Here is a 26,815-nt window from a genome sequence, read left to right as displayed (position 1 = left end):
GTAATGAATGCAGTTGAAATGCAAGGCTCATTTAATGTTAATCAAATATACTAAAAATATTAGTAATTAGCAAATAGTTTGTTTTTTTTTAAAAGAGCTACTCAATTAGGGATTCTGGATTTAAATTTTACTTTTGTATTAAGACTTTGACGTACAGCTAAATTTGTTAGGTCGAAGCGAAATTTTTAACGCCTCAAAAAAAGATCCAATGCCGGAATTTAAATTTAACCTGCCAGCCATCACTGCGCTCAACGATGACCAGCAGCTTGCCTATGACCCCAGGATTTCCATGCTTATCACCGGTGGACCGGGTAGCGGAAAAACCGTAGTTACTATATACCGCTTCTTAAGGGCGGTGCAAGAAAAGAAACATTTAATGCTTTTCACCTATAACCGGGCACTGATTTACTCTATAAAAGGAACTTTAAGGGACCGAGCTGAAGAGCTCTTCGGCGGGTTTAACGAGGAAGAGGTCAATAAAGTTGTGGATGAGCAGCTATCCACATTTTACAACTGGCACTATCAACAAATCAAATATTTCGATGCGGAGGCCAAGGAGGAGGAGGTGAAAAAAAATTTCAAGTCATATGCGGAGGAGAATATGCGCTTCGACGAAATTCTTTTCGACGAAGGTCAGGATTTGCCTCGTACCGTTTATCAGAATGCCTTCATTCTTGGTGAATGTATTTCCGTTGGCGCAGACCGTGCACAGAACTACCGCGGACACTATATTTCCGAAGAGCTAGAGGATACCATATTTGAAGGGCTGAAAAAACAAAATACAGATACCGAGCGCCAGTACCTGGAGGCGAATTATCGGAACACAAAGGAGATTTTTCAATTTGCCAAAGCTTTTGTACCCGAGGATCCTAGGGTGCAGCAGATGGATACTGAACATTTGCGTCGGGGGAACAATCCCGAGGTCAGGGATGGGCTGGCCGTGGATGCGCAGTTGGAAGTACTCAAGGAAATTATTGAGGCCAACCTAAACAGTAATATCGGTATCCTTGTTCATTCCCCTGAAGAAATTACGACCATACGGCTCTTTCTGCAGAAGCATGAGTATTCTTGCAGTGAAAATGCACCATTAGATCGCTCTTTTTCTTATTATTATCACAAGATGAGTATTTCTGATGAAAAAGCGATGCAGAAGCGTTTAAGTTCGCCATTCATTACTACATTTGAGTCTTGTAAAGGACTGGAGTTTGATGTGGTAATTTTGCCATTTTTCGAACGGTCGGACATTGCAACGAGTACAAAAAATGATGACGGTCGTTTCAAAGCAACACCGAGCCACTATTATGTGGCAGTTACCAGGGCAAGGAATGATTTTATTGTTCTTTGTAATAAAAAACCACTGGTATTATCCTTTTATGTACCACCAGCAAAATCCGGCGAAGATGATGACCTTCCATTTTAAAAATTATTATGGCTAAAAGCAGTAAGAAAGATAACCAAGGAACAGAAGAAACGCCGTCTGATGGTCACTTGTTTAGTTCACAAGATTTGGATAAACTGATACACCAGCAGGGGAGTCCATCTGAGCAATCCGATCAGGAAAAAAGGCAAAAAGGTAAGATGGGAGTGGCAAAGTCTGCAGATAGAAAAGGAGGGAAAGCCTATACAAAAGCCCTCCAGCAGAATCCAAAGGACATTCCTCTCGAGTTTGCGGGAGAAAATACCAGCGGAGAATCGATATCGGGAGCATTTGCAGCGGAGCCTGTTCAGTTCTCGCGGGAAGAAAACGCAGCAGGAAAATCGGCTGGATTGCATATAGATATCGAGGATGAAACTCAACGAGAAGCTCAGGCATCGGAATGGACTTTTCCGCGTAATTCGATTTCATCGATCGAGGCACCGGCCAATGAAATCCGTAATGAAAATCATGCCACTACCTCTTTAAAAATCCCCGAAGTGAAAGATGAGTTACGAGGGAGTATAGAGACCCCTAATGCTGAGGGCTTCGATCCAGATAAACCCATTTATCTGGAAATTCACAGAGCGAATATTTACCATTATTTTTCCAGGGGAATGCTCTTGCCCTCATGTTATTTTTCCAACCGAGCTTTTTCAGATCTTCAGTCTGTTGATTCCCATCAGCTTATACTGGCTAACAGTGCCTCGACTGGAGATACTGAAATGGTGCTGATGGAAGTATTGCTCCAAGCGCAGCAGCTTTCGCAGTTAAGTCTAAATGGTCGCATTGCCTTGATGGATTTTCCGCTTCCCATTACCAATGTTAAGACCATTATTACCCGGGATGAAAAAGTGAAAGCAACTATTTTAAGTGATGCAGGACTGTTTGACGGCGGATTTATCCCTGAAAACCTCATTTCCATTGCCCAAGTGCAGGTAGGGAAGCTAGATTTTGAAAACCTGAAGAGTAGCAAAAAAGCTGAGGATTACAGCCGCAGAATTGATAAATTCGACCGGATCCTTGGGCTTCTAGCCTACATTAAAAACTACAGTTACCTTACTTCATCATCAACTGGAATATATAAATCCATTGCAGACCATTTCTTTTTGGCGATGCAGGCTATTGAACCGGCATTCGGTTCATCCATAGTATCTAACCCAAATCTATCGGAATTCTACAGTTTCTTATTTAATGAAAACTGTCCAGATGATAAACCGCTACTAAAATGGCTATTTTCAAGGATACAGACTGATGAAAACTTTAATGACAGAGATGTGAAGGAATTCATGGGAATTCTGGCCAATATCAAAGATGAAGCGATTCCACAAGATCGCCTAAGGGAAGTCAACAGTAATCTGAGAGATGCAATTAAAAGAAAAACTGCAATCCGCCTGGTGGAGGGAATCACCGCAAAATCGACTTCAATTTTACCACTCTATATCTTTGCCTACCTACGCAATTATGCTCAGCAGAGCAATCTGCTTATTGCTAGGCGCGATATCACCGGACAGCATTCTAGTGCCTATGGTGAATATGCTTTCGGACTTTTAGGCTATTTTTACGGCTACGCGGCACAAAGCAACAGTGAAGAGCGTCTCTCGACTATTAGTGCTGCTGCTGCTCAAGCGGTGACTGTAAAGCGAAAACCAGAAATCAAATTCAGAGACAATACATTTGACAGGGCGGTTATCGATATTGTTTTCAATTATGTTTTTCCCATCGCCATAACCAATCAGGAAAACCTCAATGGTGTCTTGATTGAGGAAAAACACATGAACTCGGCTGACAGGGAAAAAGAGATAGCGATACGCATCGTAGAAATCCTCAGCGAAACCTACGAAATGATCCAGGTTAAATCGATAGTTTCTGAACTTGATACCCTTATTGCCCAGATTTCTAAGGCAGAGGTGTGGATCAGGTATCACTCTGAACTTGGTTTTCTGTGCCAGAAACTTTTGATGGTGCCCGAATTCTCAGCCAATGCAGCTAGACGTTTATTGAGTCAGGGTCTGACGGAAGCCCTCACAGAACTACGTTTTTCCAAGGCAGAACTTATAGAGAAGTTAAAACAACCGACGATGAAAATCAAAACCGAGGAACTTCGTATCAGAATTTCACTCGCTAGAGAAAACAAAGAGCTATAGCATGGATATTGAGGATCTCTTAGCCCATTTCGTACTGCTTTCAACGGAAGAAATTATAGATTTCGTTTCTAATCACCGACGCGAACTTCAGCTCCTTTTTATTCAGGCGGATGCTGAGTCCATTCAAATAAGCCAGTTTCGCAGGCTGCTCAGACACCTTTCTCAGACAAATGTAACGGCCAGCGATATTCAGAAAGCTTCTGTTCATATTCAGTTCCTTTACGGGCAGCTTGGACTGTTCTTTAAAAGAGCAAACAACCGTTCTGGGGTCTCCAATTGCATTGGTAAAATCAATCCCTCTGTTTTGCGAAATCGGCTGGATGCCTGGATGCACTACCGTTTATACAATGATTATCGCCATCATATCAGTTCACTGCCAAAATATCTCCAGAAAATTTCCACTGTATTGTATGAAGGAGACGAAAGCTATGAAAATGAGGTTATCCGAGATATTCACAGCTACTATGAATATGCCTGCCAAGCGATACGGAATTTCGGAAAGTTGGTGGAGCTCGAGGAATTTACCGCCCTGTTTTCTTCTGAGGCTCTTGCCCAAGATTATCCAATCCTGATCTTTTATAGGGAGAATCTCGACCAGTTTGAAATCAATCTTGAACCTAACGCTCATGTAGAAAAGATAGCAGAACCAAGCTTATGGGCTGAAAATTTATTCCGGGAAAAGATAATAAATCCTATTAAAGGACATCCCAAGACATGCTGGGTTGAGCTTCTAATGGGTTATTCCTTTGATGAAGTCAAGCGAGAAATTATCAACTTTGGTCAAACGAATTTTGATAAGCCAGTTGACGGACTCTCGGGTCTGGATATGGTCCGTCTATATGCATATTGCAACATGAGGATGCATTTCTTCGCAGCTCAATACCTGTTTGAGCGTGCTGATTTATTTTTGACACTCTACAAGAGTCCTGGCACAGTAAAATTTATCGATATCGGCTGCGGTCCGGCGACAAGTGCCCTGGCTTTCATCGACCACATTCACCAGCATACCGGCGAGCCGGTGGAATTTGACTATATTGGCATAGATTACTTTGGTAGCATGAGAAACGGTGCAGAATATTTCATGAATAACGATCTTTTCAATCCGAAAAAACATGCTATATACTTAGAAACGCTGGAGGCATTGGATTTTGAAGTCATGGATAAAGCAAACAGTATCTTGATCAATGCTAGTTACCTGTTTTCCAGCCCATATCTGGATCCGGTAGCGCTGGCACAAGCGGTGCTCAATATCCGGAAAAGCCAGCCTGAATGTCCGTGCTTTTTTGTTTTTCAGAATGCCATTGGCAGCCATCGCAATGCCAAATATGATGAATTCAGAAAGCACCTTGGCAGCTATCAAACCATCTATAACGAAACCAGAAATATACCTTACTCCAATTATCGAAACAGCTTTTCTTCGACAAATCAGCAGGTATACCAGCAAATTCTCAAACTCAGCTAATCGGACTCTGCCGCTTCAGCACACATTAGTAGATACTGACATTCCCAGCTTGCTTATGGCGCCTTGCTAAGTTAGTACTTGAATTGTTCAGCACTTTGAAAACTTTCAACTTTGCATGAGATGTATTGAATACCTACCGTATATTTAGCAGACAGATTTCTGTCATTTCATTTTTTCCTTTCCTTCCCCTATCATATTTTCACCTAATTTTTGGGATCAGAAAGATTAAGATGCCCAATTAATCCCGGCGTTCAAAACAATATTTGTATACTTCAAAACACCTATTATGTAAATAATTTTTATTTGGAGATAACCGTCAATTAGAAATCTAAGGGCTTAGGGCTGTCTTCATCACTTGGGATATTCATCTCAACTCTTGGTTTCAGTATAAAGTTTCCATCCTTCTCCGAGAATTGCTCCACGATATACTTTGTGAATTCTTCAGGAAACTTTCCGTAACCGGTTGTCAGAATTACCTGAAAGTCTTTGATATTACCTTCCTGATCAGCACCTAGTGCAATGGCATCTTCCAAAAGTAAGAGGTTGAGATTAAGGTGATCGGCATCGATTCCTGAGTCTTCAGGAGTATCAATTAGCAAGAACCGAGGATGCTTCACTGAATTCATCTTTAGAGCTAAGCTTAATATCGTAAAATAGTACATCAAACGCTTAGGAACGTCGCTACTGTTAGCTTTGTATTCACGGTTGTCAATAGAGGGCATATAGTTGTCGTCGATATACGCTTCTTTACTCTTATAAGATGATTTTGCCAAAAGAGCGCTATAAACTTTATTGAAAGAAGAGATGGTATCAGCGTTGTTTTTTTCATGGGCTTCCATAGCTCTGTTTAGACTTCCTTGGGTAAGCCCAAATATTCTATTCTTCTCGATGAAGTCCGCTTGTAGCCTTAAATATTGATCACTGTTTTTCATACCATAATTTATTTGAAGTAGTTCTTCTTTAACCTTAAAGATGCGGTCATTGAGATCGTCGATTACAGTATTGTTTCCAGCGTACTGTGCTGTGTTTATAATATTCCTAAGTTTGAGTGTATATTCGTCAATTTTATCATTCGTAGTGGCTAGTCTATCAGAAATTTTCTTCACATCGCTACGGTAGGCAAGGTCGGCAACAGTGATCGCTTCGATCCCTTTCTGTTTTCGTGTCAGAATATCTTTATATTCATTTGAATTGTAAACGAACTTTTCGTAATCATCATCGTTGAACGGCGAGCCACATATGCAAAAACCTTGCTTAACGTCCTTTCTGGCCATACAGAATGGACAAACCTCCATCGCAAAAAGATCCAATTTATCATGGGTAAAAATAATCTTCTCGATCTGCGCAATTTCCTCAACCAACCCCTGATGTAGCGCAGATACTTTATGCTGTTCATTGGAAATATTAGCTAGCATGACCCTATCCTGAGAGGCTTTCAGCTGAAAATCAACGAGTTTGGCCTGTACGTCTGCCAATTCTCCTACCTTGTCGTCAACTGTCGTATTCTTTTTGAGCTCGCTGTTTCTCTTTTCTTCTAATTCGGCCAAGTTTTTCGAAGATTCAAGCTTTCTGGAAGTTAGTTTTTCGAAATCATCGGAAATTTCATGATTATCCTTAAAATTTTCGAATAGCCCCTTTGCAACGTCACGAGCTTTCATAGCGGCCCTAGCCTCATCTTGCTTTTTAAAAAACTCTACGGAAGAAATCCCCAAAAGTATTTCAAAGATAGATTTTCTTATCACAATTGAATCCGCGATAAAATTTTCTGCGACAGGTTCTTTGTATATTTTTCTAGTTTCAGTATTCTGGTCATAATTTAGTAGACGAAAGAGGTCGTTGAAATTAAAAAACCAGTGTGTTGCTCCAAGGTATAGTTCAAACACTGCAATCCCTAACTTGTCCAGTAGCCAATCGGAAAAAATGTACTTAGCAGACTTTCTATCTAATGCAAATGTATCGACATGCCCTCCATGTTCAATAAATATATCTTGGGAGTTAATGAATCGTTTGAGCGAATAAGGAACCTGGTCGATTAAAATTTCAAGTTGCACATAGTTGTTCGTGTCATTAAGTATGAGCGAATATCTTGCATCAACATCATCGTTCATGAAAGGTTTAACTTTTCCTCCAAAGCCGTATTCGATAAAATAACTAAAAGTACTTTTTCCAGAACCATTGTCCCCTAAAATGATATTGATGCCAGTATTCAGTTCAGGAGAATTATAAACATAATTTTCCCCAGCATAGATTATTTTTTTGACAATTAGACTTCCCATGTCAACACATTATTTTGTTTAAATATTTTGTCCGATAGCGTTTTCATCGTAAAACCCTTGAAAGTTCCAAGTGTACTTTTTAATGAATTAATATTCGAAATCTCTCTACTAAAAAACTCAGCATTAAGAAAATCCTCAGGAACTGATTCCTTGTTCAACCATAGATCGATTGTCTTTGTGGAGCCGTTGACCGAAACACCAATAAGTTTTCTGTTCTTAAGAATGATCAATAAATGGTGCAAGAGCTTCTTTTTAATCTGTGCACGTTGGTATATTCTGGATAGTTCGGATTGGTCGAATGATTCTGGATTCCCACCCTCATTTATAAAGTCGATAAGGTATGCAATTTTCCTGAAATCTTTAAATTTCCGTGTTTCAGAGGTGCAGCCTAGAACGTCCAATAAAAGGATAGTGTTGTAGGCTAAGAAGTTGTAGTCCTCCTTTTGGATGAACATCAGCCTTTTTTTTGCCGCATTTTTATTCTGCATAAATTCCCTCTTCGTCAAATGAAATATAACATTCGTTGATCAAATCCAGAACTATTTTCTGCATCAGGTCATCATCGATCACTGGATACTTATAACTCTGTGATTTAACCTTTACGATGTTTATGGCACGTTTGGTGAACCGGCCTATCATTTCGGCAATCGTATCATTGGACATCTGATCATTTTCACTCTGATCTAAAAATTCGATTAATTCTGTCTGGCACTCTTCGAATACCCTATATTTTATCGCACTTAGGTCGCGTTGATCGATATTTGAGAGTTCGGACTTCCCTAGTGCAAGGTCCCTGCAATATCGCTGAATACGTCGATCTGACATCAAGCTATTGACAGCCTTGATTTTTTCTATTAGGTTCCTTGAATCTGTGATCTCAATAGCTCCAAACTGTTCACTGGCCCAACCATCACCAAAGGTTTCTGTTGATATATCGAAAGCATTAATACCGATCTTCTCAGCAATATCAACCATTGGGCAACATTTGACATCATTGTTGGATGCCTCATCCCCATGTACACTTTTAAGAATTCCTGCTAGATACAACTTACCGTCGTTGACAATAAATGCCCCACTGCCCGAAAGTCCCTTCGCATCATCGACACCCGCCTTGAAGCTGTCCTGACCTGACAATGTAATCCTGAACTCATTGTTAGACGTTGCATTTAAAACACGTCCCTTAAATGGCCTCGCCTGATCGCGGTTGATCGATTGAAATCCCATGAAACCAATTGGGGTTTCCGCTTTGAAGTTATTGCAAACCAAGATATCTGGATAGGTACAGTCAATGTCATCATAGTTTACCTTTAATAAGGTCCAATCTGCATTCTCGTCAAAGGCTATAATTTCCGTACATCTAATTCGTTGGAAAGGCGAATTAAAACTATCCTGCTTATCGATAGCTATGGTAGTAAGATCAAGGCTTTCAGGCTTGCTATCTCCTAAATGTACGCAATGGTAGGCGGTGACGATAAAGAAACCATCAGCACCCTTGATCATCGTGCCACTTCCATGGCTAACCTTCTTGCCATTGACAATGACAGATACTCTAACGCAAGGTTTGGTTAATAATTGCTCACTCATGCTGAAATATATTTGTTTTGTCCCTCAACTCCCAATTCCCAGTTTTAAAATCGTTATCCTCTACGAATATGCCTGCCCTACCTTCAATTGATTCGATGGGATAATTGAGATAGATTTTTCTTGTTTTCTCATATCCATAGTTGACTCGATAAGGGTGATGAACAACTCTGGCAATTGTTTCTCTGTCCGGATGGGTGTGATCTGAACTTCCACCGTTGGTGGAGATGATATAGCGATCACAATCCAAAACATCCAAAATGCAATTCATTGTATTGTTCTTGCTTCCATGATGGGATATTTTTACCAAATCGACAGAAAGTTTGTTTGTTATGGAATAGGTCTTATCCAGTTCTAGCATGATCTGATGGGGATGCGAATCCCCAAGAAAGAGAATTTTGAGATCGAAAGTTCTAAGAACAAACGCTATGGACGAGCTATTAAAGACATCGGCCAGGATTGTTTTTTCAGGTGTATCGTCCGCGTTAGCTAGTTGCAGCAATTCACCTCTAGGAATTTGGGAAGGCTTTGACTCGGAAATCTGCCTAGTTTCAAGTTTCGCTTCATATTCGTCGGACAATCCTAGCCATTTCTCTTGGAGCTTGTCCAATATCACCGACGTTGGAGATAACAACTCGATCTCTATGCCATCTGGCAATACTGGCACACTCCCAACATAGATATCTGTTTTGATTTTTTCAAGCGGCACTTCATTGTCAATCAATAGTTCCTCCAATGTCTTTGCCTGCCCATAGCTAATATTACCACCATCTTCGACAAAATGAAGATTTTTAGAATTGAACCAAAACTGCCCCACCTTTTCATGATCAAAACTTGAGCTCTTGATGTATTTTATAAGTCCACCGATATGGTCCGAATCGATGTGCGTTAGTACTATCACATCGATATGTTCCAATTGCCTAATCTCCCTTTTAAGGCGAGCATCAAAAGTTGCCGCTGTACCACCATCTATTAGCATAATGAACGGATTGCCAGATCGATCAAATGTTTTCATAATTAGGCAATCTCCATTGAAAGCTGGAAGCACCAGTAACTGGCTTTTGTTATTTTGGTTTTTGTCTTCTTTCAAGTATTTATTTTCGAGAATGTTAATCTATGTTTTCAGTATAAAGCTATATAAATTTAGCTTAAAAACCAAAATATTAAAAATATGAACATTTTTTATCTCACTTCCATCGGCGCATGACCATTGTCAATGCGCTTATTCAGTATGTTACCGAGTTTATTGATGGAACTACAAAAAACGTAATTAAATTGGGTGATATCGAGTAGATGTGTGAATAGCTTGGGATTGCTAAGCTTGAAGGTAGTAAACATGTTACAGAGTATTTTCTAAAAAATCCTAAGAATTGCTTGTTGATGAGAGAAATATTTTCCTAATTGATGTGTCGCACGTATCTATGGTCTGAACTGATATCATCTAATTTAAGGACGCGTTTGAAGACTTACAATGAGGATGTTAACTTAACATTGCGGTAGACAATTCATCTATGCCCAAGAGAAATCTGGATAACAGCGCAAATTTTACATCTGCTGAACTGAAAGTAAGTTGATCCTCTTTTTAAAGGGGAGGTTTACACTTACTCGTTTAAAATTGATCAGCAACAATATATATTTTTTTTTGTGCAATTTTAATTGTTACAATAATTTATCGTTGAATCTAAAACGATTTGTAAATAGAAGCAGTTAAAGGAGATAATGATAAGTCGCTAATTACGATCAAAATATTGGCTCATCAATATTGGCGTGAATGGTTATCTTCTCTATAAAGGTGTTAAAATGAAAGAGAATATTTCAAAGCTTGATAATAAAATCGCGTCTCTTGTATTCATTATTCCTTGTATTTTTCCAGTTGCATTTTTCATCTATTCAATTTATACTGGCCCAAGTACAGTTGAGCTAATATTAAGAGATACATTGGCTGAAAATGTACATGGTAAAGTCGATAGTTTATATTTTGATATAAAGAATCACAATGTCAAATATGCTGTATTGAAAAACAATGAGAAATTCTCAATATTTAGAAATTGGGAGCGATATATAGATGTCGGAGATTCATTATCTAAGAATAAGAATTCATTTTTATTAATGATTTATAAGAAAAACAAAGCCTTAATGACTTTGAATTATAAAGATAATTACAAGAAAACCAAATAATAAGTTAGCAGATGTCTCTTTTATATCGCTCTTTGCTAAAATACCACTTCAAAGGATCTCAGCTGCGTTCCCATACCATTTCTTTTTTTGCATCGACTGTAGACCATTCAATTTTGAAGATTTTAGCCCGGGAGTTGACGAGATTTAAGATGTTTGGTATCTTTTTTATTGTAGATCAGAAATTCAAACGTATTTGATGAGTCATGTATAACTGCAAATCTAAGCATCGTGCCAATCTACTTATAGGATCACTCACATTTCATAAGGTAGGGCGTGAAAGATGCAATTCCGTTTTAAAACAAAAACCTGCTAATCTTTCGATTTGCAGGTTTCTGATAAGGCTTTGATAACCTTGGCGGAGAGTGGGGGATTCGAACCCGCGGACCCTGTTACAAGTCAACAGTTTTCAAGACTGCCGCAATCGACCACTCTGCCAACTCTCCGCGACAAAAGTACAAATACTGCTTGATTCTGCAAATAATGATGTTGATTTTTTAACGGTTAATTTATAACTGATTAACACAGAGACAGAAAAACTTTTATTTCCTGATATTATTGCCCTCTAAAGGCGCTTTTTTGAACAAATTGAAAGGCTGTTTGATGATTTTAACACTCCTTTTAGAGAGGTCAACGCTGGCATTCAGCTCAAATCCGAGTAAAAGTATAAAAGAATTGAGGTACAACCAGATCATCACGACGATCAAAGTGCCAATAGAGCCGTATACTTTATTATAAGATCCGAAGTGGTTAATGTAGAAGGAAAATCCCCAGATGGTCAGGAAGGCGAGGATAGTGGCCAGCCATGACCCCGCACTAAAGAACCGCCACTTTTTGGTATTGGCCGGACCATAACGGTAAAGAATGGAAATGGTCACGAAATAGAGGATGCCTAATAATCCCCATCTGGACAGGTCTATAATAAAAGTGGTAAAATAACCTTTGATGTGCAGGGTGGTATTCACATGGCGCAACATGCGCTCGCCGATATACATGGCAGCGATTGTCACGATTAGAGAGCAGGCAATCACAAAGGTAAGCACCAGCGCAATAAAACGCTGTTTTAACCAACTGCGGGTTTCTACGATTAATGACGACTTATTAAAGGCCCTCATCAGGTTATGCACGCCATTGGTGGCAAAAAAGACAGAGAGGAAGATACCGAAGGAGAGTAACTTTCCGTTTTGGATCTTCACGATCTCTATTAAGGTAGCTTCAAAGGCTTCAAATGCCTGTGAGGGCAGGATGAGCTTAAATAAAACCATCAGCTGATCCTGGAAGCCGATACGCTTCGGGATAAAGGGTATAAGGGTAAAGAGGAAGATGATTCCGGGAAAGATAGCGAGCATGAAGTTATAGGCGAGGGAAGAAGCCTTATTCACGAGTGAATCTTTACCGATCTCCTGAAAAAAGAAGGATGCAATGGTATATAACGGTAAAGGGCTAAAGCCCGGCAGCACGTAGACTTTAGTCCAGTCTATAAATAAAGAATAGAGTTTTAGCTTTAATAATTGATGATGTACCCAATTCATTTACCAAATATACACTAAACATAGTATTGTAGGATTCTATCCATAAAATAGGCAGGGGGCTGGCAGGGTCTTTTCTTCTCCATATCGAAAAACACCAGGGTAGTGGAACCGATATTGATCAGCTCCTCGGCTTCGTTAAAGATCTCATAGTCAAAGATAATCCTTACGCCGGGTAAATCTTTAACCGTGGTTTTGATGGTCAGCTCCTGGTCGTATAAGGCCGGTTTGATAAACTTACATTTCAGTTCGAGTAAGGGCATCATCACACCGTATTCTTCCATACCGCCATAAGTCATCCCAAGGCTGCGCAGCATTTCTACGCGGCCTACTTCATAGTACTGGGCATAGTTACCGTTATAAACGTAACCCATCTGATCTGTCTCGCTGTATCTTACTCTTATTTTGGTACTGTGTGTATGCATCTTATCTGAATATATTGCGCTTGTTTAAAGCGGCGCGGTATCTGTTAGCATTTTTCTCATGCTCAGCTTTAGTCTCTGCAAAGGCATGGTAGCCTGAAAAGTCTTCTTTAGCGCACATGTAGATATAGTTGTTGTCGTTTTTGTTCAGTACGGCATCAATGGCATTAATACTGGGCATCATGATCGGTCCCGGAGGCAGGCCTGCGTATTTATAGGTGTTGTATTTAGACTCTGTTCTCAGCAGGGCATTGGTTACCCTTTTTACGGTAAAGTCGTCATTAGCGAAGATTACTGTAGGATCTGCCTGTAAAAGAATGCCCCTGTTTAAACGGTTAAGGTACAGACCGGCAATGATAGGCATTTCTTTATCATAGATGGCTTCACCGTCTACGATAGAAGCCAGAATGGTCACTTGCTGTGGTGTCAGGTTTAAAGCGGCTGCTTTTTGTTTACGTTCAGCGTTCCAGAATTTGGTATATTCTTTTTGCATCCTGTCGAAAAATTCAATAGGGGTGGTAGTCCAGTACATCTCGTAAGTGTTGGGCACAAACATGGTGTAGATATTATCGGTAGTGAAACCGTATTTCTCTACGAGTGCAGCAGAATCCAAGACTTTTAAAAAGCTTAAAGAATCTGCTTCCAGGCTTTTGGATAAATAACCGGCAAAGTTTTCTTTTTTCCTGATGTTCTGGAATTTCAGTTTCACAGGATCCTGATTACCGGATTTGATGGTATTGATCAGGGTTCTGTTGTTCATATTTTTAGTGAGTTTATAACGACCGGGTTTAAGGCGTTGGTTCACGAGATCCATTTTTGCTGCAGCCTCCACAAAACTGCCCTCATCTTTGAGCAGGTCTTTCGTCTTGATCTCATGCATCAGATCATCCATCGTACCGCCGGTTTTGATATACAGGTATTTCTCTTTGCCTGTAATGTTAGGGGAGAAGAACAGTTTATAGAAACTGAAGCCATAAAAGCCCCCACCGATAAGGAGGACTAATAAAATGATCAATACAATTTTAGTGGTTGGTTTTTTTTTGCTGGTCGTGTTTTCGGTAGTCATGAGATTGGTCGGAATCTAGTTTATTTTTTTATTTGAGAGGGTGATATTTACTGCAGTACCTATTTTTACAGTAGCTACCGTATCCGAAAGCACGGGACTCTGTGCTACAATAACGGCATTTGCGGTATCGGTAATATCTCCATCATAAGTAATTTCGCCTAATTTCAGGTTAGAGCCTCTTAAAGAGAAGGCAGCCTCATCTTTGGTAAAGCCAAGCAGGTTAGGGATTTCTACTTCCTCATTTCCGCCACCATCGCCCAATAACAGGTCTATCTTACTGCCTTTAGGGATAATGTCTCCTGGTTTGACAGGTTGACCGCCAAAGGATACATCCAATACCACATCTCTGCTCACATCTGCTTTATAAACGGTATCGCCTACTTTTAAGCCGAAACTGCTAATGATAGACTGTGCTTCAATAAATGATTTAAATTGTATATCTGGAAATTTAACGGTAGGTGCAGTAGCACGGTTAATGGTTAAATAGATTGTTCTGTTATCTTTTACAAAGGTATCGGCTTCGGGATCCTGATCTATCACAGTACCTGGGGGCATATCCATAATATAGGCAGAATCTACTTCGTATCGCAGGCCAAGCTCTTCGAGTTTAGCTACAGCCTGACTAAATGCAAGACCTTTTACTGCAGGAACATTCAATCCCTGGCCATGTTTGGTATAATATCTTAAGCTGAAGAATGCAGTAATGAGCAAGACTACAACAGTGATAATGGCGACGAAAAGGTTGTTTCTGAAGGATTTAGTCCGTAAGTAGGTGATGAAATTAGCCATTTATTGATTTGATGTGTTAGGTATTTTTGTTCAAATTTAGATTAAAAAAATATTTTATCGGAATTTAAATCATATCTGACTGAACTATTTAATATTTTTGGGGCATATCTTATATATATTCTGATGAAGAAAACAATAGCCTTATTAACTGGTGGTACTACGGGAGAATGGGTAATATCGATAAAAAGTGCTGCAACAATTGCGCATAACCTTGATACTGACAAGTTTGATGTTTACAAAATAATGCTGACAGATCTGACCTGGTATCATGAACCTGTAGACTCTATGAAAATAGAGGTGGACAGAAATGATTTTTCAGTGACGATCAAAGGGCGCAAGATCACGTTTGATGGGGTGTTTATCGCGATCCACGGTTCGCCGGGAGAAGATGGTAAACTACAGGGCTATTTTGATATGATTGGTCTGCCTTATACGACTTGTGATGCGCTGACTTCAGCAGTAACCATGAACAAGGGTTATACAAAGTCGATTGTACAGGATATCCCTAATCTGTTTGTGGCTAAGTCTATGCAGATTTTTAAGAATGGTAAATACAGTCTGGCGGAAATTAAGGACACACTGCAGTTCCCTTATTTTGTGAAGCCGAACAATGGTGGCAGCAGCATTGGTATGAGCAAGGTGAAAAATCCTTACGACTTGCAGTCGGCATTGGACAAAGCGTTTAAGGAGGACAAACAAATCCTGATTGAAGAGTTTATCGAAGGTCGTGAGTTCACGGTAGGGGTGGTGAAGCTGGATGGAAAAGTGACTGTTTTACCGGCGACAGAGGTAGAGACGGCTAAGGAGTTTTTCGATTTTGAGGCGAAATACACACCGGGGGTAGCTACAGAAACTACGCCTGCACCGATCAGACCGGAAACGAAAAAACGTGTGGAAGAAATTGCTACGGCGATTTATATGAAACTGAACTGCAGGGGAGTGGTGCGTATTGATTTTATCCTGACGGGTGATGAAGAAGATTTCTATTTTATTGAGATCAATACGATACCGGGTCAGACAGCTACGAGCTTTATTCCTCAGCAGGTAGCTGCTTCGGGCATGAAGCTGAATGACTTTTATACAAAACTGGTGAAAGAAACGATTGGCTAATTGTTCTTGCCCTAAGGGTGATAGCGGATGTAGTTTGACCTGTTAAATAAATAAGGCCTGCAAGATTGATTTCTTGCAGGCCTTATTTATTTTAATCTTTAGCTTACAGCTAAGGAAATTCTCCGACAGCTGATGGAATGATCAGATTGATCAGGAAATGTTTCCTCTGGGTTTTAGAATCTGAAGCCTAGGTTAAGACCAGCTCTGGCACCTGCCCATGGACCTTTAAAGTCGATATTAGCACCATTGCCATCTACGTTATAAGTGGCTTTAACAATCGGAAGATCGTCTACAAAATCGCCAATCTGCTTTCTGAGTTCTTGTTGCTCTAAAGCATTCAATGATTTCTGTGTAGCTATTCCTCCTTTAGAGAAACCATAACTCGGACCAAGGATCCACCAGTCCAGGTAAACGAGTTTGCTCAATTTCCATTGTGCACCAATTAGCACACCGCCTGTGTAAGTATTTACACCACCTTTAAAGAATACCGATTGAGTGAAGGTTTGTGTATTGGTACCATTCGTTAAGGTAACGTCAAAATCAAAGGGTCCTTCGGCGTTGTATTTTGCATAGCGTAAGAAGGGCGCCAGGTAAAATCCTTGAAATACACCTTTGCCCATATAAAATCTTACCTCAGGGGTAATGGCAATGTTAGAAGTTTTAAAGGTTTCAATTGTATTTTTAGTCTGCTCATCGTCTACCAGATCTTTGATACCTCCTTTAAAGGGAATGTCTCCTTTAGGCATGAAACGGAAGCCCATGGCCACTGACATTTTGTTTCCTATGGCACGTTCATACTGGAAAGAGAAGTTTTTCAATGCCAGTGCAGCAACGTTCATCTTTACCAGGTTGTTTCCGTCTGGTACGTAATCAGGACCCTCAGCAGAAACCTGCGCGTGCAATTGCAAAGAAGTTCCTAATAAAACTACAACTGATAAGGCAGTCAGTTTTTGAGTAAGCGTTTTCGTCATAAATTATTTGATTTTAGGGTTTTGTAGCGTAAAAGTATCTTATTTTTCCGCTCCAGCGTTAAGTATGATTAATATTTTTTTTCCGTCAGCGTTGTCAAATCGCCCATCTTGCCTACTTTTGATCCATGTTCAGTAAATATCTAGCAGATCATCATTTTAAAACGAGTCGCCATAAAAAGGGAGAGGTGATTTATGAACCGGGACATCAGCCGAGGTATGTATACTTTATCGTGACTGGCGAAGTGCGGATGGTCACGGTAAATGAGGAAGGGAAGGAGTTTATCCAGGGCATCTTTAAGGCAAAGCAATATTTTGGTGAGCCGGCCTTACTACTGGATCGCCCTTATCTGGCTTATACGATTGTGTCTAAAGACTGTGAGCTGGTGATGGTGGACAAAGGAGGTTTCCTGAAATTCCTGGAAGAGGACCGGGATTTTAGCATGAACCTGATCCATACTTTGAGCAATCGCTTGTTTTATAAATCGATGATGCTGGAGGAACTGGCGAATGAACAGGCAGACCATCGTCTGCGTACGCTGATCACTTACCTGTGCCGCGACCTGGAAAAAGATGCAGTGCTGAAGATGACGCGGCAGGCGCTGGCGGATATGAGCGGACTAAGGGTGGAGACGGTGATCAGGACGATCAAAAAACTGGCAGAGGCAGGGGAGATCAAACTTATCCGGGGTAAGATTGTTAAAAAATGAATATGACATAGGTCATAAATTTGGGTGCAACTATAGTGTACCTTTGTATTGTAAATACGAACACCATGAAACCGATCTCAAAATTCGAAGCCGTAGTAAAATGTAAATGTCCACGATGCAGACAGGGTGATATCTTCACCGGGAATATGTATTCACTTTCTTTTAAGGGGCAGATTACAAATGAATACTGTCCGCACTGCGGACTGCGTTTTGAAAGAGAACCGGGATTCTTTTATGTATCGATGTTTATCAGCTATGCGATGAATGTAGCGGAGATGATTACGGCGAGCGTGGCTACCTATATTCTGGGGCTACCACTGGTTTATGATAACTTATGGTATTATGTAGGCATCCTGCTGCTGACAGTTTTTGTCTTTGCCCCGTTTAACTACAGGTATTCCAGGGTTTTCCTGTTACACTGGTTAACACCGGGACTGGGATATATCCCGGGCAGCGGTGATAAAGTGGCTTAGATAGAATAAGCTTTTATCATCTCTTCGTTAACTTTACAGCCTTTACCGGAATTGATGTCGATCAGGACATAATCAAAATAACCGTCTGACGCAATTTTTCCGGTACGTACAGCTTCAATTTCGAACTGAACCCTGCAGCCTTTTTCATTGATAGTGAGGATACCGGTGCGTACTTTAATGACATCGCCGAGAAGGAGGGGACGTTTGAAATCTACATGTGCGGTGCGTACTACCCAGCCAAAACCACTTTCAAGGAAGCTTTCCATAGGCATTTTGTAAAAGGCTTCCATCTGATCGTAACGGGCAGCGAGTACATAGTCGAAGTATTTACTGTTATGGACATGGTTAAACATATCTATATCATCTGGTCTCACTTTCAGCTCGCTCTCGAATATGCTGTATGCATTCTTTTCCATTCTGCAAATGTAAAAGAATTCTCATTTGTATATACTGAAAAATACGCTATCTTTGCGCTCAATTATTAATCCATACACTTTAGTATAATTCAAGAATGTATTTAAGTAAAGAAGTAAAAGCCGAAATTTTCATTAAACACGGCGAAGTAGAAACCAACACTGGTTCTGCAGAAGGTCAGGTAGCGTTATTCACATACCGTATTGCGCATTTGACAGAACACTTAAAGAAAAATCGTAAAGATTTCTCTACTCAGTTATCACTTCAAAAATTAGTAGGTAAACGCCGTGGTATCCTGGCTTATCTATTTAAAAAAGATATCAACCGCTACCGTGCTATTATCAAATCTTTAGGCTTGAGAGATATTATCAAACCAATTGGTACGACAAGAGACAGCAAATAAGCGTTACAATATCAGGAAAAGCCATTCTTAGGGATGGCTTTTTTAATTGCTAAAATAAAATATAACTATATAAATCAGGTGTGTAGAAAGAGGAAAACACACCACAACAAATTGTAAATGAATGTAATAAAAAAATCGTTCGACCTGGGAGATGGTAGAATAATTGAAATTGAAACAGGTAAATTAGCTAAACAGGCTGATGGTTCTGTAGTAGTAAGAATGGGTGATACCATGTTATTAGCTACTGTAGTTTCTTCGGTAGGTGCAAAATCAGGTGTTGATTTTTTACCTTTATCTGTTGATTATCAGGAGAAATATGCTGCTGCGGGACGTATTCCGGGTGGATTTCTTCGTCGCGAGGCAAGATTATCTGACTATGAGGTTTTAATCTCACGTTTGGTAGACCGTGCTTTACGCCCGATGTTCCCTGAAGATTATCACTCTGATACGCAGGTAATGATCACTTTGATCTCATCTGACAAAAATATAATGCCGGATTCACTGGCTGGTTTAGCTGCTTCTGCGGCTATCGCGGTTTCTGATATCCCTTTTAATGGCCCGATCTCTGAAGTTCGTGTTGCTAAAATTGACGGTAAACTAATTATCAACCCTTACGTAAGTGATTTAGAGCGTGCAACAATGGAATTCCTTGTAGCAGGTACGGAGAACGACATCGTAATGGTGGAAGGTGAAGCTGACGAGATTTCTGAAGAGGAAATGGTAGAAGCGATTGAATTTGCACACAAAGCAATCGTAATCCAGGTTCAGGCACAGAAAGAACTGGCTGAATTAGTGGGTAAAACGGTAAAACGTACCTATTCTCATGAAGACAGCAACCCTGAGCTGAAAGAGCAGGTATATGCTGCAACTTATGATAAAGTATATGCAGTAGCAAAAAGTCAGACTTCAAAAGGCGAGCGTGGTGATGCTTTCGGTGCAATCTTAATGGATTTCATCGCAACATTGGGCGAAGGCATTGATGATGTAACTGGTTTCCTGTCTAAAAAATATTTCCACGATGTACAGTACGATGCCATTCGTAACCTGGTACTGGATGAAGGCATGCGTTTAGACGGTCGTGATGTACGTACGGTACGTCCTATCTGGTCTGAAGTATCTTACCTGCCATCTGCGCACGGTTCAGCAGTATTTACACGTGGTGAAACTCAATCGTTAACGACTGTTACTTTAGGTTCTAAGGATGATGAGCAAATGATTGATGGTGCTTTCATCAATGGTTACAACAAATTTTTATTGCATTACAATTTCCCTGGTTTCTCCACTGGTGAAGTTCGCCCTAACAGGGGTGCTGGTCGTCGTGAAATTGGTCACGGTAACCTGGCTATGCGTTCATTAAGAAAAGTATTACCCGGATTAGAAGAAAACCCATACACCATCCGTATCGTTTCTGATATCCTGGAATCTAACGGTTCTTCATCTATGGCGACTGTTTGTGCGGGTACATTGGCACTGATGGATGCCGGTATTAAAATCAAAGCGCCTGTATCGGGTATCGCGATGGGATTAATTACTGATGAGAAAACTGGTAAATATGCAATCCTTACGGATATCCTGGGTGATGAAGATCATTTAGGTGATATGGACTTTAAGGTTACTGGTACTGAAAAAGGTATCGTGGCTTGTCAGATGGACTTAAAAATCAATGGTTTGAAATGGGAAGTGTTAACTGCTGCCCTGAAACAAGCTAATGAGGCACGTTTACACATCTTAAATGAGATGAAGAAAACGATCTCTGCTCCACGTGAAGATTACAAGGATCACGCTCCGCGTATCGTATCCCTGAGTATTGACAAGGAATTTATAGGTGCTGTAATTGGTCCGGGCGGTAAAATTATCCAGGAAATGCAACGTGAAACTGGTGCTTCTATCTCTATCGAGGAAGTTGGCAACAAAGGTATCGTTGAAATTTTCGCAGATAATAAGGCTGCAATTGATGCTGCTGTGAAACGTATCAACGCAATTGCTGCTAAACCGGACATAGGTGCTACTTACGATGGTAAAGTGAAATCAATCATGCCATTTGGTGCATTTGTTGAAATCATGCCGGGTAAAGATGGTTTACTGCACATCTCTGAGATTTCTCATGAGCGTTTGGAAACTATGGATGGCGTGCTGAAAGAAGGCGACAAAATCCAGGTTAAACTACTGGACATCGATAAACAAGGAAAAATGAAGCTTTCAAGAAAAGCTTTACTTCCACGCCCCGCTAAACCGGAAGGCACGCAGGAAAACAAACCTGCTTAATATATGACAACGAAACCCCGCAATTTGCGGGGTTTTTTGTTTTAGAAATAACTTTATTTTTTAACTTTACCAGATGAAGCACCTGATTGCCCCTTCTGTACTGGCTGCAGATTTTGCCAATTTACAACGCGATATTGAAATGATTAATGCCAGTGATGCAGACTGGTTTCATGTAGATATAATGGATGGTGTGTTTGTACCTAATATCTCTTTTGGTTTTCCGGTCATGGAAGCGATCAGCCGCTATGCAGCGAAGCCGCTGGACGTACACCTGATGATCATCAATCCGGATCATTACATCGAGCGCTTTGTTGCCGCAGGTGCAGCAAGTATCACGGTACACTATGAAGCCTGTACGCATTTACATAAAACGATTCAAACGATACATGCCGCAGGAGCAAAAGCTTGTGTAGCACTGAACCCGCATACACCGGTAGCACTGCTGAAAGATATTTTGCATGACCTGGACATGGTGCTCATCATGTCGGTTAACCCGGGTTTCGGTGGACAACAGTTTATCGCGAATACCTACCGTAAAATCCAGGAGCTGCGTAGCATGGCTGCCTCGCTGAATCCCGGCCTGCTGATTGAAGTGGACGGGGGAGTGAGTCTGCACAATGCAGCTGAGCTGATTGCCGCTGGTGCCAACGTGCTGGTAGCGGGAAATGCTGTATTCGCAGCTCCCTCGCCGCAGGGGATGATCACGTCGATGAAGCAGATTTCGGCAGGCATTACAGGTTAGTATACAACATCTACGATCTTAGTAGATAATTGCTAAAATCTGATCATTATTTCGATAAAACAATTACATTTACAACCAATAAATAGCATATAAAATGAGACATAATTTTGGAGCAGGTCCCTGCATTTTACCTCAGGAAGTATTTAAACAGGCGTCACAGGCTGTTTTGGATTTTAAGGACGGTTTATCGATCCTTGAAATGTCGCACCGTTCCCCTGAGTTCGAGGCAGTTATGGAGGAAGCTGTTAAACTAGTGAAAGAATTGTTAAATGTGCCTGAAGGTTACTCCGTTTTATTTTTACAAGGTGGTGCAAGTCTGCAGTTTGCAATGGTTCCAATGAACTTATTGAATGCAGGTGAAACTGCAAGTTACCTTGAAACGGGTGTTTGGGCTAACAAGGCAATTAAAGAGGTTAAGAATTTTGGTACGGCTAATATTGTAGCTTCTTCAAAGGAAGCTAACTTCACTTATATTCCTAAGGATTATGTGGTGCCGGCAGACAGTGTTTATTTCCATTGCACGTCTAATAATACGATTTACGGTACTGAAATGTTTGCTTTACCTGAAACTGAAGTGCCTATTGTTTGTGACATGTCGTCTGACATCATGAGCAGGGTAATTGATGTATCCAAATATGACCTGATCTATGCTGGTGCACAGAAAAACATTGGTCCGGCTGGTGCAACGGTAGTGATTGTAAAAGATTCGATTTTAGGTAAAACAACGAATAAAATCCCTTCTATGCTGGACTACAAACAACATATTGATGGCGGATCGATGTACAATACACCTCCTGTATTCGCGATCTATGTGGCGATGCTGAACCTGAGATGGTTAAAATCTAAGGGTGGAGTTGCTGAAATCGAAAAAGAAAATATCGCTAAAGCGAATGCACTATATAAAGAGATCGACAGAAATCCTTTATTCAAAGGTACCTGTGCGGTGGAAGACCGTTCAAGAATGAACGTGTGTTTCGTTATGGAGAACCCTGAACTGGAAAAACCATTCCTTAAATATGCGGAGGAAAATGGAATGGAAGGCATCAAAGGACACAGAAGTGTAGGTGGTTTCAGAGCATCGATTTACAATGCTTTGCCGATTACGAGCGTACACAGATTAGTGGAATTAATGCAGGATTTTGAAGAAAATAACAAAAACAAGAATTAATGATTAAGATACTTGCCAACGACGGGATTGATCCTATCGGAAAGAAATTATTAGAAGAAGCCGGTTTTATTGTGGATACGGAAACTGTTGCACAGGATAAATTAGTGGAAGCATTACAGCATTACGATGCGATCACGGTGAGAAGTGCAACTAAAGTGCGTAAGGAACTGATTGATGCAGTGCCTAATTTGAAATTAATTGGACGTGGTGGAGTTGGAATGGATAATATTGATGTAGAATATGCCCGTGAAAAAGGCCTGGCTGTAATCAATACACCTGCTGCATCTTCATTGTCTGTAGCTGAACTGGTATTTGCTCACTTATTTACGGGTATTCGTTTCCTGCAGGATGCGAACAGAAAAATGCCTGTTGAAGGGGATACCAATTTCAATGCTTTGAAAAAGGCATATGCTAAAGGAACTGAACTGAGAGGTAAAACTTTAGGGATCATCGGTTTCGGCAGAATAGGCAGAGAAACAGCTACACTGGCTTTAGGTCTGGGTATGAATGTGCTGGCTTATGATCTTTATCCTTTTGATGGTCAGCTGACCCTGAAATTCCAGGGTGATCTTTCTCTGGATGTACCGGTGAAAACAGTGGCACTGGAAGAAGTCATTGCGAACAGTGATTTTATTACTTTACATACGCCTTTTGCAGACCGTCCTATTTTAGGCGCTGCGGAGTTTGACCAGATGAAACCGGGTGTAGGTATTGTAAACTGCTCAAGAGGGGGTACAATTGATGAACAGGCATTGATCAATGCACTGGACAGCGCTAAGGTTGCTTTTGCTGGTTTGGACGTGTTTGACAATGAGCCAACACCTTTACAGGCGATTTTAAAACACCCTAAAATTTCATTGACACCGCATATTGGTGCGGCTACAAATGAAGCACAGGAGCGTATTGGTGAAGAATTAGCTTCACTGATCATCGCATTTTTTAAGAAATAAGTTAAATGGTTAGGGATTTGATTATATTGAGTCCCTAACCAAATGACAATTTTTCATGCCGCTAATCAAGCCCTTTAAAGCGCTTATTCCAGCTGCACATCTGCAGCGTGACGTGGTAACATGGCCACTCGAAAATTACAGTACCGGAGAGGCAAAACTCATTGCGTCTGAAAACAGCTTTAGTTTTCTCCACCTCATTAACCCTGCTTTAGAACATCCTTATCTACGGGGGAGTCGCCAGGACCTGATTTATAAAAAAATTCAGGAAAATTTAGAAGATTTCCTTCATTTAGATGTGCTGGTGCAAGTTTCGCAGCCAGCTTACTATATCTATCAGATCAGTTGTAATGGTTTGGTACAGCATGGGATATGGGCCTTAAGCGAGGTGAGCAGCTATCTGGACGGAAGCATCAAAAAACATGAGCTGACGGTAGAGCGGAGAGAAAAGCAGCTGAGTGATTATATGCAGCAAACGGGACTGGATGCGAATCCTGTGCTGATCACTTACCGGCCGGATCAGGTGATTGACGGACTGACGAAAGAATATATGGAAACTCAGCCTGTAGTTGATTTTGTGCTGAAGGACAAAAGTCTGCACCGCGTCTGGGTAGTGGATGAGGAAGCGGACATCGATCTGATCACTTCAGCATTCCGGAATATGGATGCTGTGTATATCGCAGATGGCCATCACCGGGCAGCGGCGATGGCAAAAATGGATTGTTTTTCTACGGTATATATGAGTACGGAAGAGGTGAGGATTCTGCAGTATAACCGGCTGGTGAAGGACCTGAGCGGCCTGGGAAAAGCGGGGTTTCTGAAGCTGCTGGAGGAGGATTTTGAAGTGGAAAAATCACCGGGCAGGGTAGAGCCCGACGCGTTGCATGTGATAGGGATGTACCTGGAAAATGAATGGTATTATGTGCGACCAAGAGCCGGACTGTTTGATGAGCAGGACGCGGTTGCTTCGCTGGATGTCAGTATTTTACAGGAACATATTTTGGAGCCGCTGCTGAAAATTAAAGATCCCCGGACAGACACCAGGATTTCCTTTGAAGGAGCTGTGGTAGCGGTGGAAAAATTGCAGGAAATGGTAGACAATGGTTTGTATGTGATCGCGTTCACGCTGCACGCAGTCACAGTGGATCAGCTGATGAAAGTAGCTGATGAGCATAAAGTAATGCCGCCTAAATCTACCTGGATAGAGCCCAAGTTTTTAGTGGGATTGCTGACGAACAGGATTACTTAAGCGAGTTGGTCAGTGCCCAGTACCTGTAGCCGATTATGGCTTTCTGGAGGTTGCTGAGTTTGGAAAGGTCATGGTCATAATAGCTTGGTAAAATGGCTTTATTGAGTCTGACCAGGATCTTGAAGAATGATTTTTTCATACGCTTGGCTTCAGTTTGGTATAGAAAAAAATCCCTCCGCCAACAATAATCAGGGATAAAAGGATGATGATGTAGGTGGAAGTATTGGTTTTTGCTTCTACTTTATCGGCGCGTTCTTTTAACATCTCATTTTGTTCCTGCAGGTTTTTGATCGATAGCATATAACCTGCGATACGTTTCTTTGTGCTGCTCGCAGTGCTCTGTACTTGCTGTACCTGCTGGTCTTTATAATTCATCAGGATCTTCAGCTCCCTGAAAATATTATTGTCGTTCAGAATAATGGCCCTCAGGATCTCGTTTGAATTTTTCAGATCCTGTTTGGTCTGCAGGCCAAATATGCCCGTTCTGGCATTCAGGCTCAGGTCGTATTGTCCGAATCTCGCACTACGGTCTGCAAGTAAGGAATTGATTTTGAGTCGCTGGGTCAGGTAAGCACTTGTGTCATTCGACTGTGCAACAGCCCCGTAACTGAAAGTCAGACAAAATAATAAAAGGAAAATTCTGATCATGTCGCTTTTTATTTTAATCAAAGCAAACTCCATGCCTCAGCTGAGGTGAATGCAGCAGGAAGCTTAAGGATGGAACTGGATCCGGACGATATCGTTGAGGTGCAGACCGAGCAAACCGCTGGCCTTGCCCTTATTGATCGCAATTTCCAGGTGATTACTGATCCCGAATAAACAGAGTTTTTCCCCTTCAGGAACTTCGTTATAATGCCAGCTGAGCTGTGTGATGGTTTCGCTTTTACGGAAAAACAAGGTGAAATCCCTGTTGCGCTGGATCTTGGTGAACAGTTCTTTGGTAATATTGGTAATGACATTGCAGAAAGTATCGATATAAATCACGCTGCCGCGGATCATATCTTTTTCAATCACCGGATTCAGGAGCATACGTTCCTCGATGCTGTCGGTCGGCAATCCGATATCTTTCAGCTTGCCGCCTTTGGCGAGATGGATAGCTGCCTTTACAAAAATGTCTACCAGCGGGAAGTGAAGATACTTCAGGTCCTGCATAATATTGAGCTCTACAATTTCATCGGGCTTGCCATCAAAGAGCAGGGAAAAGATCCCGTTATCGGCCCCCACAAAAAAGTGGTCGTTATGTTTGAGTCCCACGTATTTGGTGTTTTCGCTGAACACGGAATCTATACCGATCAGGTGGACAGTACCTTTAGGAAAATAAGGATATACGTTTTTGAGCACGAATGCCGCATAAGAAATGTCGAACGAAGGAACCTCATGGGTGATATCAACAATATTAGCTGTAGGCAAGATCGTCAGTATACTGCCTTTGAGGGCAGCCTGATAAAAATCTTTGGAACCTAAATCTGTTGTTAAAGTGATAATGGCCATTAAAAATTGAATAT

26 protein-coding genes and 1 tRNA gene are annotated in these 26,815 nt (G+C 41.0%); 13 read left to right on the top strand and 14 right to left on the bottom strand.

Annotation, left to right across the window (positions count from 1 at the left end; genetic code table 11):
- Nucleotides 1-208 precede the first annotated feature (208 nt).
- Genes OQX62_RS19525 through OQX62_RS19515 form a run of 3 tightly spaced genes read left to right on the top strand, consistent with a single transcriptional unit; the run spans nt 209 to nt 5,023 of the window.
- A complete protein-coding gene (locus OQX62_RS19525) occupies nt 209-1,420 on the top strand; it encodes a 3'-5' exonuclease (RefSeq protein ID WP_265833312.1) in 1,212 nt (403 codons plus the stop codon).
- A gap of 8 nt (nt 1,421-1,428) precedes the next feature.
- Nucleotides 1,429-3,561 carry a hypothetical protein gene (locus OQX62_RS19520; protein WP_265833311.1) on the top strand — a complete coding sequence of 711 codons (2,133 nt, stop codon included), beginning with the start codon at nt 1,429-1,431 and terminating at the stop codon, nt 3,559-3,561.
- Nucleotide 3,562: 1 nt separating this feature from the next.
- Nucleotides 3,563-5,023 (top strand): hypothetical protein, encoded by a 1,461-nt coding sequence (locus OQX62_RS19515; protein WP_265833310.1) that lies wholly within the window; start codon nt 3,563-3,565, stop codon nt 5,021-5,023.
- 320 nt (nt 5,024-5,343) lie between these two features.
- Here the strand turns inward: OQX62_RS19515 and OQX62_RS19510 are convergent, their stop codons facing one another.
- From OQX62_RS19510 to OQX62_RS19495, 4 genes are read right to left on the bottom strand one after another with little or no spacing between them, the layout of a single operon-like run.
- Nucleotides 5,344-7,299: an ATP-binding protein gene (locus OQX62_RS19510; protein WP_265833309.1), complete on the bottom strand. Its 1,956-nt coding sequence runs from the start codon at nt 7,297-7,299 to the stop codon at nt 5,344-5,346.
- A complete protein-coding gene (locus OQX62_RS19505; protein ID WP_265833308.1) occupies nt 7,287-7,787 on the bottom strand; it encodes a hypothetical protein in 501 nt (166 codons plus the stop codon). The genes OQX62_RS19510 and OQX62_RS19505 overlap by 13 nt, the downstream gene beginning before the upstream one ends.
- The gene (locus OQX62_RS19500) at nt 7,777-8,883 is read right to left on the bottom strand and encodes a trypsin-like serine protease (RefSeq protein ID WP_265833307.1); all 1,107 of its coding nucleotides are present in this window, start codon (nt 8,881-8,883) and stop codon (nt 7,777-7,779) included. Before OQX62_RS19500 ends, OQX62_RS19505 begins: the two co-directional genes overlap by 11 nt.
- Nucleotides 8,876-9,970: an MBL fold metallo-hydrolase gene (locus tag OQX62_RS19495; protein ID WP_265833306.1), complete on the bottom strand. Its 1,095-nt coding sequence runs from the start codon at nt 9,968-9,970 to the stop codon at nt 8,876-8,878. The genes OQX62_RS19500 and OQX62_RS19495 overlap by 8 nt, the downstream gene beginning before the upstream one ends.
- 710 nt (nt 9,971-10,680) lie before the next feature.
- Between OQX62_RS19495 and OQX62_RS19490 the strand changes: the two genes are divergently transcribed.
- Complete coding sequence (locus OQX62_RS19490) at nt 10,681-11,058, top strand: hypothetical protein (protein WP_265833304.1); 378 nt, start codon at nt 10,681-10,683, stop codon at nt 11,056-11,058.
- 353 nt (nt 11,059-11,411) lie between these two features.
- Here the strand turns inward: OQX62_RS19490 and OQX62_RS19485 are convergent.
- From OQX62_RS19485 to OQX62_RS19465, 5 genes are all read right to left on the bottom strand, one after another.
- A tRNA-Ser gene (locus OQX62_RS19485) sits at nt 11,412-11,501 on the bottom strand.
- A gap of 96 nt (nt 11,502-11,597) precedes the next feature.
- Nucleotides 11,598-12,587: a YihY/virulence factor BrkB family protein gene (locus OQX62_RS19480; RefSeq protein ID WP_265833303.1), complete on the bottom strand. Its 990-nt coding sequence runs from the start codon at nt 12,585-12,587 to the stop codon at nt 11,598-11,600.
- Nucleotides 12,588-12,601: 14 nt separating this feature from the next.
- Nucleotides 12,602-13,009, bottom strand: a complete 408-nt coding sequence (locus OQX62_RS19475; protein ID WP_265833302.1) for an acyl-CoA thioesterase — start codon at nt 13,007-13,009, stop codon at nt 12,602-12,604.
- A gap of 1 nt (nt 13,010) precedes the next feature.
- Complete coding sequence (gene mltG / locus OQX62_RS19470) at nt 13,011-14,072, bottom strand: endolytic transglycosylase MltG (protein WP_265833301.1); 1,062 nt, start codon at nt 14,070-14,072, stop codon at nt 13,011-13,013.
- A 15-nt stretch (nt 14,073-14,087) separates the two neighbouring features.
- Nucleotides 14,088-14,861 carry a PASTA domain-containing protein gene (locus tag OQX62_RS19465; protein ID WP_265833300.1) on the bottom strand — a complete coding sequence of 258 codons (774 nt, stop codon included), beginning with the start codon at nt 14,859-14,861 and terminating at the stop codon, nt 14,088-14,090.
- A 123-nt stretch (nt 14,862-14,984) separates the two neighbouring features.
- On the opposite strand from OQX62_RS19465, the gene OQX62_RS19460 reads away from it, so the two are divergent.
- Nucleotides 14,985-15,971 (top strand): D-alanine--D-alanine ligase, encoded by a 987-nt coding sequence (locus OQX62_RS19460; RefSeq protein WP_265833299.1) that lies wholly within the window; start codon nt 14,985-14,987, stop codon nt 15,969-15,971.
- A gap of 173 nt (nt 15,972-16,144) precedes the next feature.
- On the opposite strand, the gene OQX62_RS19455 is transcribed toward OQX62_RS19460, so the two are convergent.
- Nucleotides 16,145-16,942: a DUF3575 domain-containing protein gene (locus OQX62_RS19455; RefSeq protein ID WP_265833298.1), complete on the bottom strand. Its 798-nt coding sequence runs from the start codon at nt 16,940-16,942 to the stop codon at nt 16,145-16,147.
- Between the two features lie 125 nt (nt 16,943-17,067).
- Here OQX62_RS19455 and OQX62_RS19450 point away from each other — a divergent pair, with 125 nt between their 5' ends.
- The gene (locus tag OQX62_RS19450) at nt 17,068-17,649 is read left to right on the top strand and encodes a Crp/Fnr family transcriptional regulator (RefSeq protein ID WP_265833297.1); all 582 of its coding nucleotides are present in this window, start codon (nt 17,068-17,070) and stop codon (nt 17,647-17,649) included.
- Nucleotides 17,650-17,714: 65 nt separating this feature from the next.
- Nucleotides 17,715-18,122 carry a DUF983 domain-containing protein gene (locus OQX62_RS19445; protein WP_265833296.1) on the top strand — a complete coding sequence of 136 codons (408 nt, stop codon included), beginning with the start codon at nt 17,715-17,717 and terminating at the stop codon, nt 18,120-18,122.
- Here OQX62_RS19445 and OQX62_RS19440 read toward each other — a convergent pair.
- Entirely contained in the window at nt 18,119-18,538 is a 420-nt protein-coding gene (locus tag OQX62_RS19440; RefSeq protein ID WP_265833295.1) for an acyl-CoA thioesterase, read from the bottom strand. The genes OQX62_RS19445 and OQX62_RS19440 overlap by 4 nt on opposite strands.
- Before the next feature lie 95 nt (nt 18,539-18,633).
- Here OQX62_RS19440 and rpsO point away from each other — a divergent pair, with 95 nt between their 5' ends.
- The 6 genes from rpsO to OQX62_RS19410 all read left to right on the top strand — a co-directional run bounded on the left by rpsO (nt 18,634) and on the right by OQX62_RS19410 (nt 25,310).
- Entirely contained in the window at nt 18,634-18,939 is a 306-nt protein-coding gene (gene rpsO, locus OQX62_RS19435) for a 30S ribosomal protein S15 (RefSeq protein ID WP_265833294.1), read from the top strand.
- A gap of 117 nt (nt 18,940-19,056) precedes the next feature.
- Nucleotides 19,057-21,204 (top strand): polyribonucleotide nucleotidyltransferase, encoded by a 2,148-nt coding sequence (pnp, locus tag OQX62_RS19430; RefSeq protein ID WP_265833293.1) that lies wholly within the window; start codon nt 19,057-19,059, stop codon nt 21,202-21,204.
- A 73-nt stretch (nt 21,205-21,277) separates the two neighbouring features.
- The gene (rpe, locus tag OQX62_RS19425; protein ID WP_265833292.1) at nt 21,278-21,946 is read left to right on the top strand and encodes a ribulose-phosphate 3-epimerase; all 669 of its coding nucleotides are present in this window, start codon (nt 21,278-21,280) and stop codon (nt 21,944-21,946) included.
- Between the two features lie 94 nt (nt 21,947-22,040).
- A complete protein-coding gene (serC, locus tag OQX62_RS19420; protein WP_265833291.1) occupies nt 22,041-23,114 on the top strand; it encodes a 3-phosphoserine/phosphohydroxythreonine transaminase in 1,074 nt (357 codons plus the stop codon).
- Complete coding sequence (locus OQX62_RS19415) at nt 23,114-24,064, top strand: D-2-hydroxyacid dehydrogenase (RefSeq protein ID WP_265833290.1); 951 nt, start codon at nt 23,114-23,116, stop codon at nt 24,062-24,064. The genes serC and OQX62_RS19415 overlap by 1 nt, the downstream gene beginning before the upstream one ends.
- A gap of 55 nt (nt 24,065-24,119) precedes the next feature.
- A complete protein-coding gene (locus tag OQX62_RS19410; RefSeq protein ID WP_265833289.1) occupies nt 24,120-25,310 on the top strand; it encodes a DUF1015 domain-containing protein in 1,191 nt (396 codons plus the stop codon).
- On the opposite strand, the gene OQX62_RS19405 is transcribed toward OQX62_RS19410, so the two are convergent.
- The 3 genes from OQX62_RS19405 to OQX62_RS19395 all read right to left on the bottom strand — a co-directional run bounded on the left by OQX62_RS19405 (nt 25,303) and on the right by OQX62_RS19395 (nt 26,801).
- Nucleotides 25,303-25,449, bottom strand: coding sequence for a hypothetical protein (locus OQX62_RS19405; protein WP_265833288.1), 147 nt, complete (start codon nt 25,447-25,449; stop codon nt 25,303-25,305). The two genes, OQX62_RS19410 and OQX62_RS19405, sit on opposite strands and share 8 nt — an antisense overlap.
- Nucleotides 25,446-25,958, bottom strand: coding sequence for a hypothetical protein (locus OQX62_RS19400; protein WP_265833287.1), 513 nt, complete (start codon nt 25,956-25,958; stop codon nt 25,446-25,448). Before OQX62_RS19400 ends, OQX62_RS19405 begins: the two co-directional genes overlap by 4 nt.
- A 63-nt stretch (nt 25,959-26,021) precedes the next feature.
- A complete protein-coding gene (locus tag OQX62_RS19395; protein ID WP_265833286.1) occupies nt 26,022-26,801 on the bottom strand; it encodes an SAM hydrolase/SAM-dependent halogenase family protein in 780 nt (259 codons plus the stop codon).
- Nucleotides 26,802-26,815: the final 14 nt, after the last annotated feature.

Source organism: Pedobacter sp. MR2016-24, from assembly GCF_026239655.1.
Taxonomy (GTDB): Bacteria; Bacteroidota; Bacteroidia; order Sphingobacteriales; family Sphingobacteriaceae; genus Pedobacter.
This window is presented reverse-complemented; position numbering and strand designations above follow the sequence as displayed.

What these genes read in the sequence shown, in the direction of transcription:
- OQX62_RS19525 (WP_265833312.1), top strand. Translation starts at nt 209, where the DNA reads ATGCCGGAATTTAAATTTAACCTGCCAGCCATCACTGCGCTCAACGAT.
- OQX62_RS19520 (WP_265833311.1), top strand. Translation starts at nt 1,429, where the DNA reads ATGGCTAAAAGCAGTAAGAAAGATAACCAAGGAACAGAAGAAACGCCG.
- OQX62_RS19515 (WP_265833310.1), top strand. Translation starts at nt 3,563, where the DNA reads ATGGATATTGAGGATCTCTTAGCCCATTTCGTACTGCTTTCAACGGAA.
- OQX62_RS19510 (WP_265833309.1), bottom strand. Translation starts at nt 7,299, where the DNA reads ATGGGAAGTCTAATTGTCAAAAAAATAATCTATGCTGGGGAAAATTAT.
- OQX62_RS19505 (WP_265833308.1), bottom strand. Translation starts at nt 7,787, where the DNA reads ATGCAGAATAAAAATGCGGCAAAAAAAAGGCTGATGTTCATCCAAAAG.
- OQX62_RS19500 (WP_265833307.1), bottom strand. Translation starts at nt 8,883, where the DNA reads ATGAGTGAGCAATTATTAACCAAACCTTGCGTTAGAGTATCTGTCATT.
- OQX62_RS19490 (WP_265833304.1), top strand. Translation starts at nt 10,681, where the DNA reads ATGAAAGAGAATATTTCAAAGCTTGATAATAAAATCGCGTCTCTTGTA.
- OQX62_RS19480 (WP_265833303.1), bottom strand. Translation starts at nt 12,587, where the DNA reads ATGAATTGGGTACATCATCAATTATTAAAGCTAAAACTCTATTCTTTA.
- OQX62_RS19475 (WP_265833302.1), bottom strand. Translation starts at nt 13,009, where the DNA reads ATGCATACACACAGTACCAAAATAAGAGTAAGATACAGCGAGACAGAT.
- mltG (WP_265833301.1), bottom strand. Translation starts at nt 14,072, where the DNA reads ATGACTACCGAAAACACGACCAGCAAAAAAAAACCAACCACTAAAATT.
- OQX62_RS19465 (WP_265833300.1), bottom strand. Translation starts at nt 14,861, where the DNA reads ATGGCTAATTTCATCACCTACTTACGGACTAAATCCTTCAGAAACAAC.
- OQX62_RS19460 (WP_265833299.1), top strand. Translation starts at nt 14,985, where the DNA reads ATGAAGAAAACAATAGCCTTATTAACTGGTGGTACTACGGGAGAATGG.
- OQX62_RS19455 (WP_265833298.1), bottom strand. Translation starts at nt 16,942, where the DNA reads ATGACGAAAACGCTTACTCAAAAACTGACTGCCTTATCAGTTGTAGTT.
- OQX62_RS19450 (WP_265833297.1), top strand. Translation starts at nt 17,068, where the DNA reads ATGTTCAGTAAATATCTAGCAGATCATCATTTTAAAACGAGTCGCCAT.
- OQX62_RS19445 (WP_265833296.1), top strand. Translation starts at nt 17,715, where the DNA reads ATGAAACCGATCTCAAAATTCGAAGCCGTAGTAAAATGTAAATGTCCA.
- OQX62_RS19440 (WP_265833295.1), bottom strand. Translation starts at nt 18,538, where the DNA reads ATGGAAAAGAATGCATACAGCATATTCGAGAGCGAGCTGAAAGTGAGA.
- rpsO (WP_265833294.1), top strand. Translation starts at nt 18,634, where the DNA reads ATGTATTTAAGTAAAGAAGTAAAAGCCGAAATTTTCATTAAACACGGC.
- pnp (WP_265833293.1), top strand. Translation starts at nt 19,057, where the DNA reads ATGAATGTAATAAAAAAATCGTTCGACCTGGGAGATGGTAGAATAATT.
- rpe (WP_265833292.1), top strand. Translation starts at nt 21,278, where the DNA reads ATGAAGCACCTGATTGCCCCTTCTGTACTGGCTGCAGATTTTGCCAAT.
- serC (WP_265833291.1), top strand. Translation starts at nt 22,041, where the DNA reads ATGAGACATAATTTTGGAGCAGGTCCCTGCATTTTACCTCAGGAAGTA.
- OQX62_RS19415 (WP_265833290.1), top strand. Translation starts at nt 23,114, where the DNA reads ATGATTAAGATACTTGCCAACGACGGGATTGATCCTATCGGAAAGAAA.
- OQX62_RS19410 (WP_265833289.1), top strand. Translation starts at nt 24,120, where the DNA reads ATGCCGCTAATCAAGCCCTTTAAAGCGCTTATTCCAGCTGCACATCTG.
- OQX62_RS19405 (WP_265833288.1), bottom strand. Translation starts at nt 25,449, where the DNA reads ATGAAAAAATCATTCTTCAAGATCCTGGTCAGACTCAATAAAGCCATT.
- OQX62_RS19400 (WP_265833287.1), bottom strand. Translation starts at nt 25,958, where the DNA reads ATGATCAGAATTTTCCTTTTATTATTTTGTCTGACTTTCAGTTACGGG.
- OQX62_RS19395 (WP_265833286.1), bottom strand. Translation starts at nt 26,801, where the DNA reads ATGGCCATTATCACTTTAACAACAGATTTAGGTTCCAAAGATTTTTAT.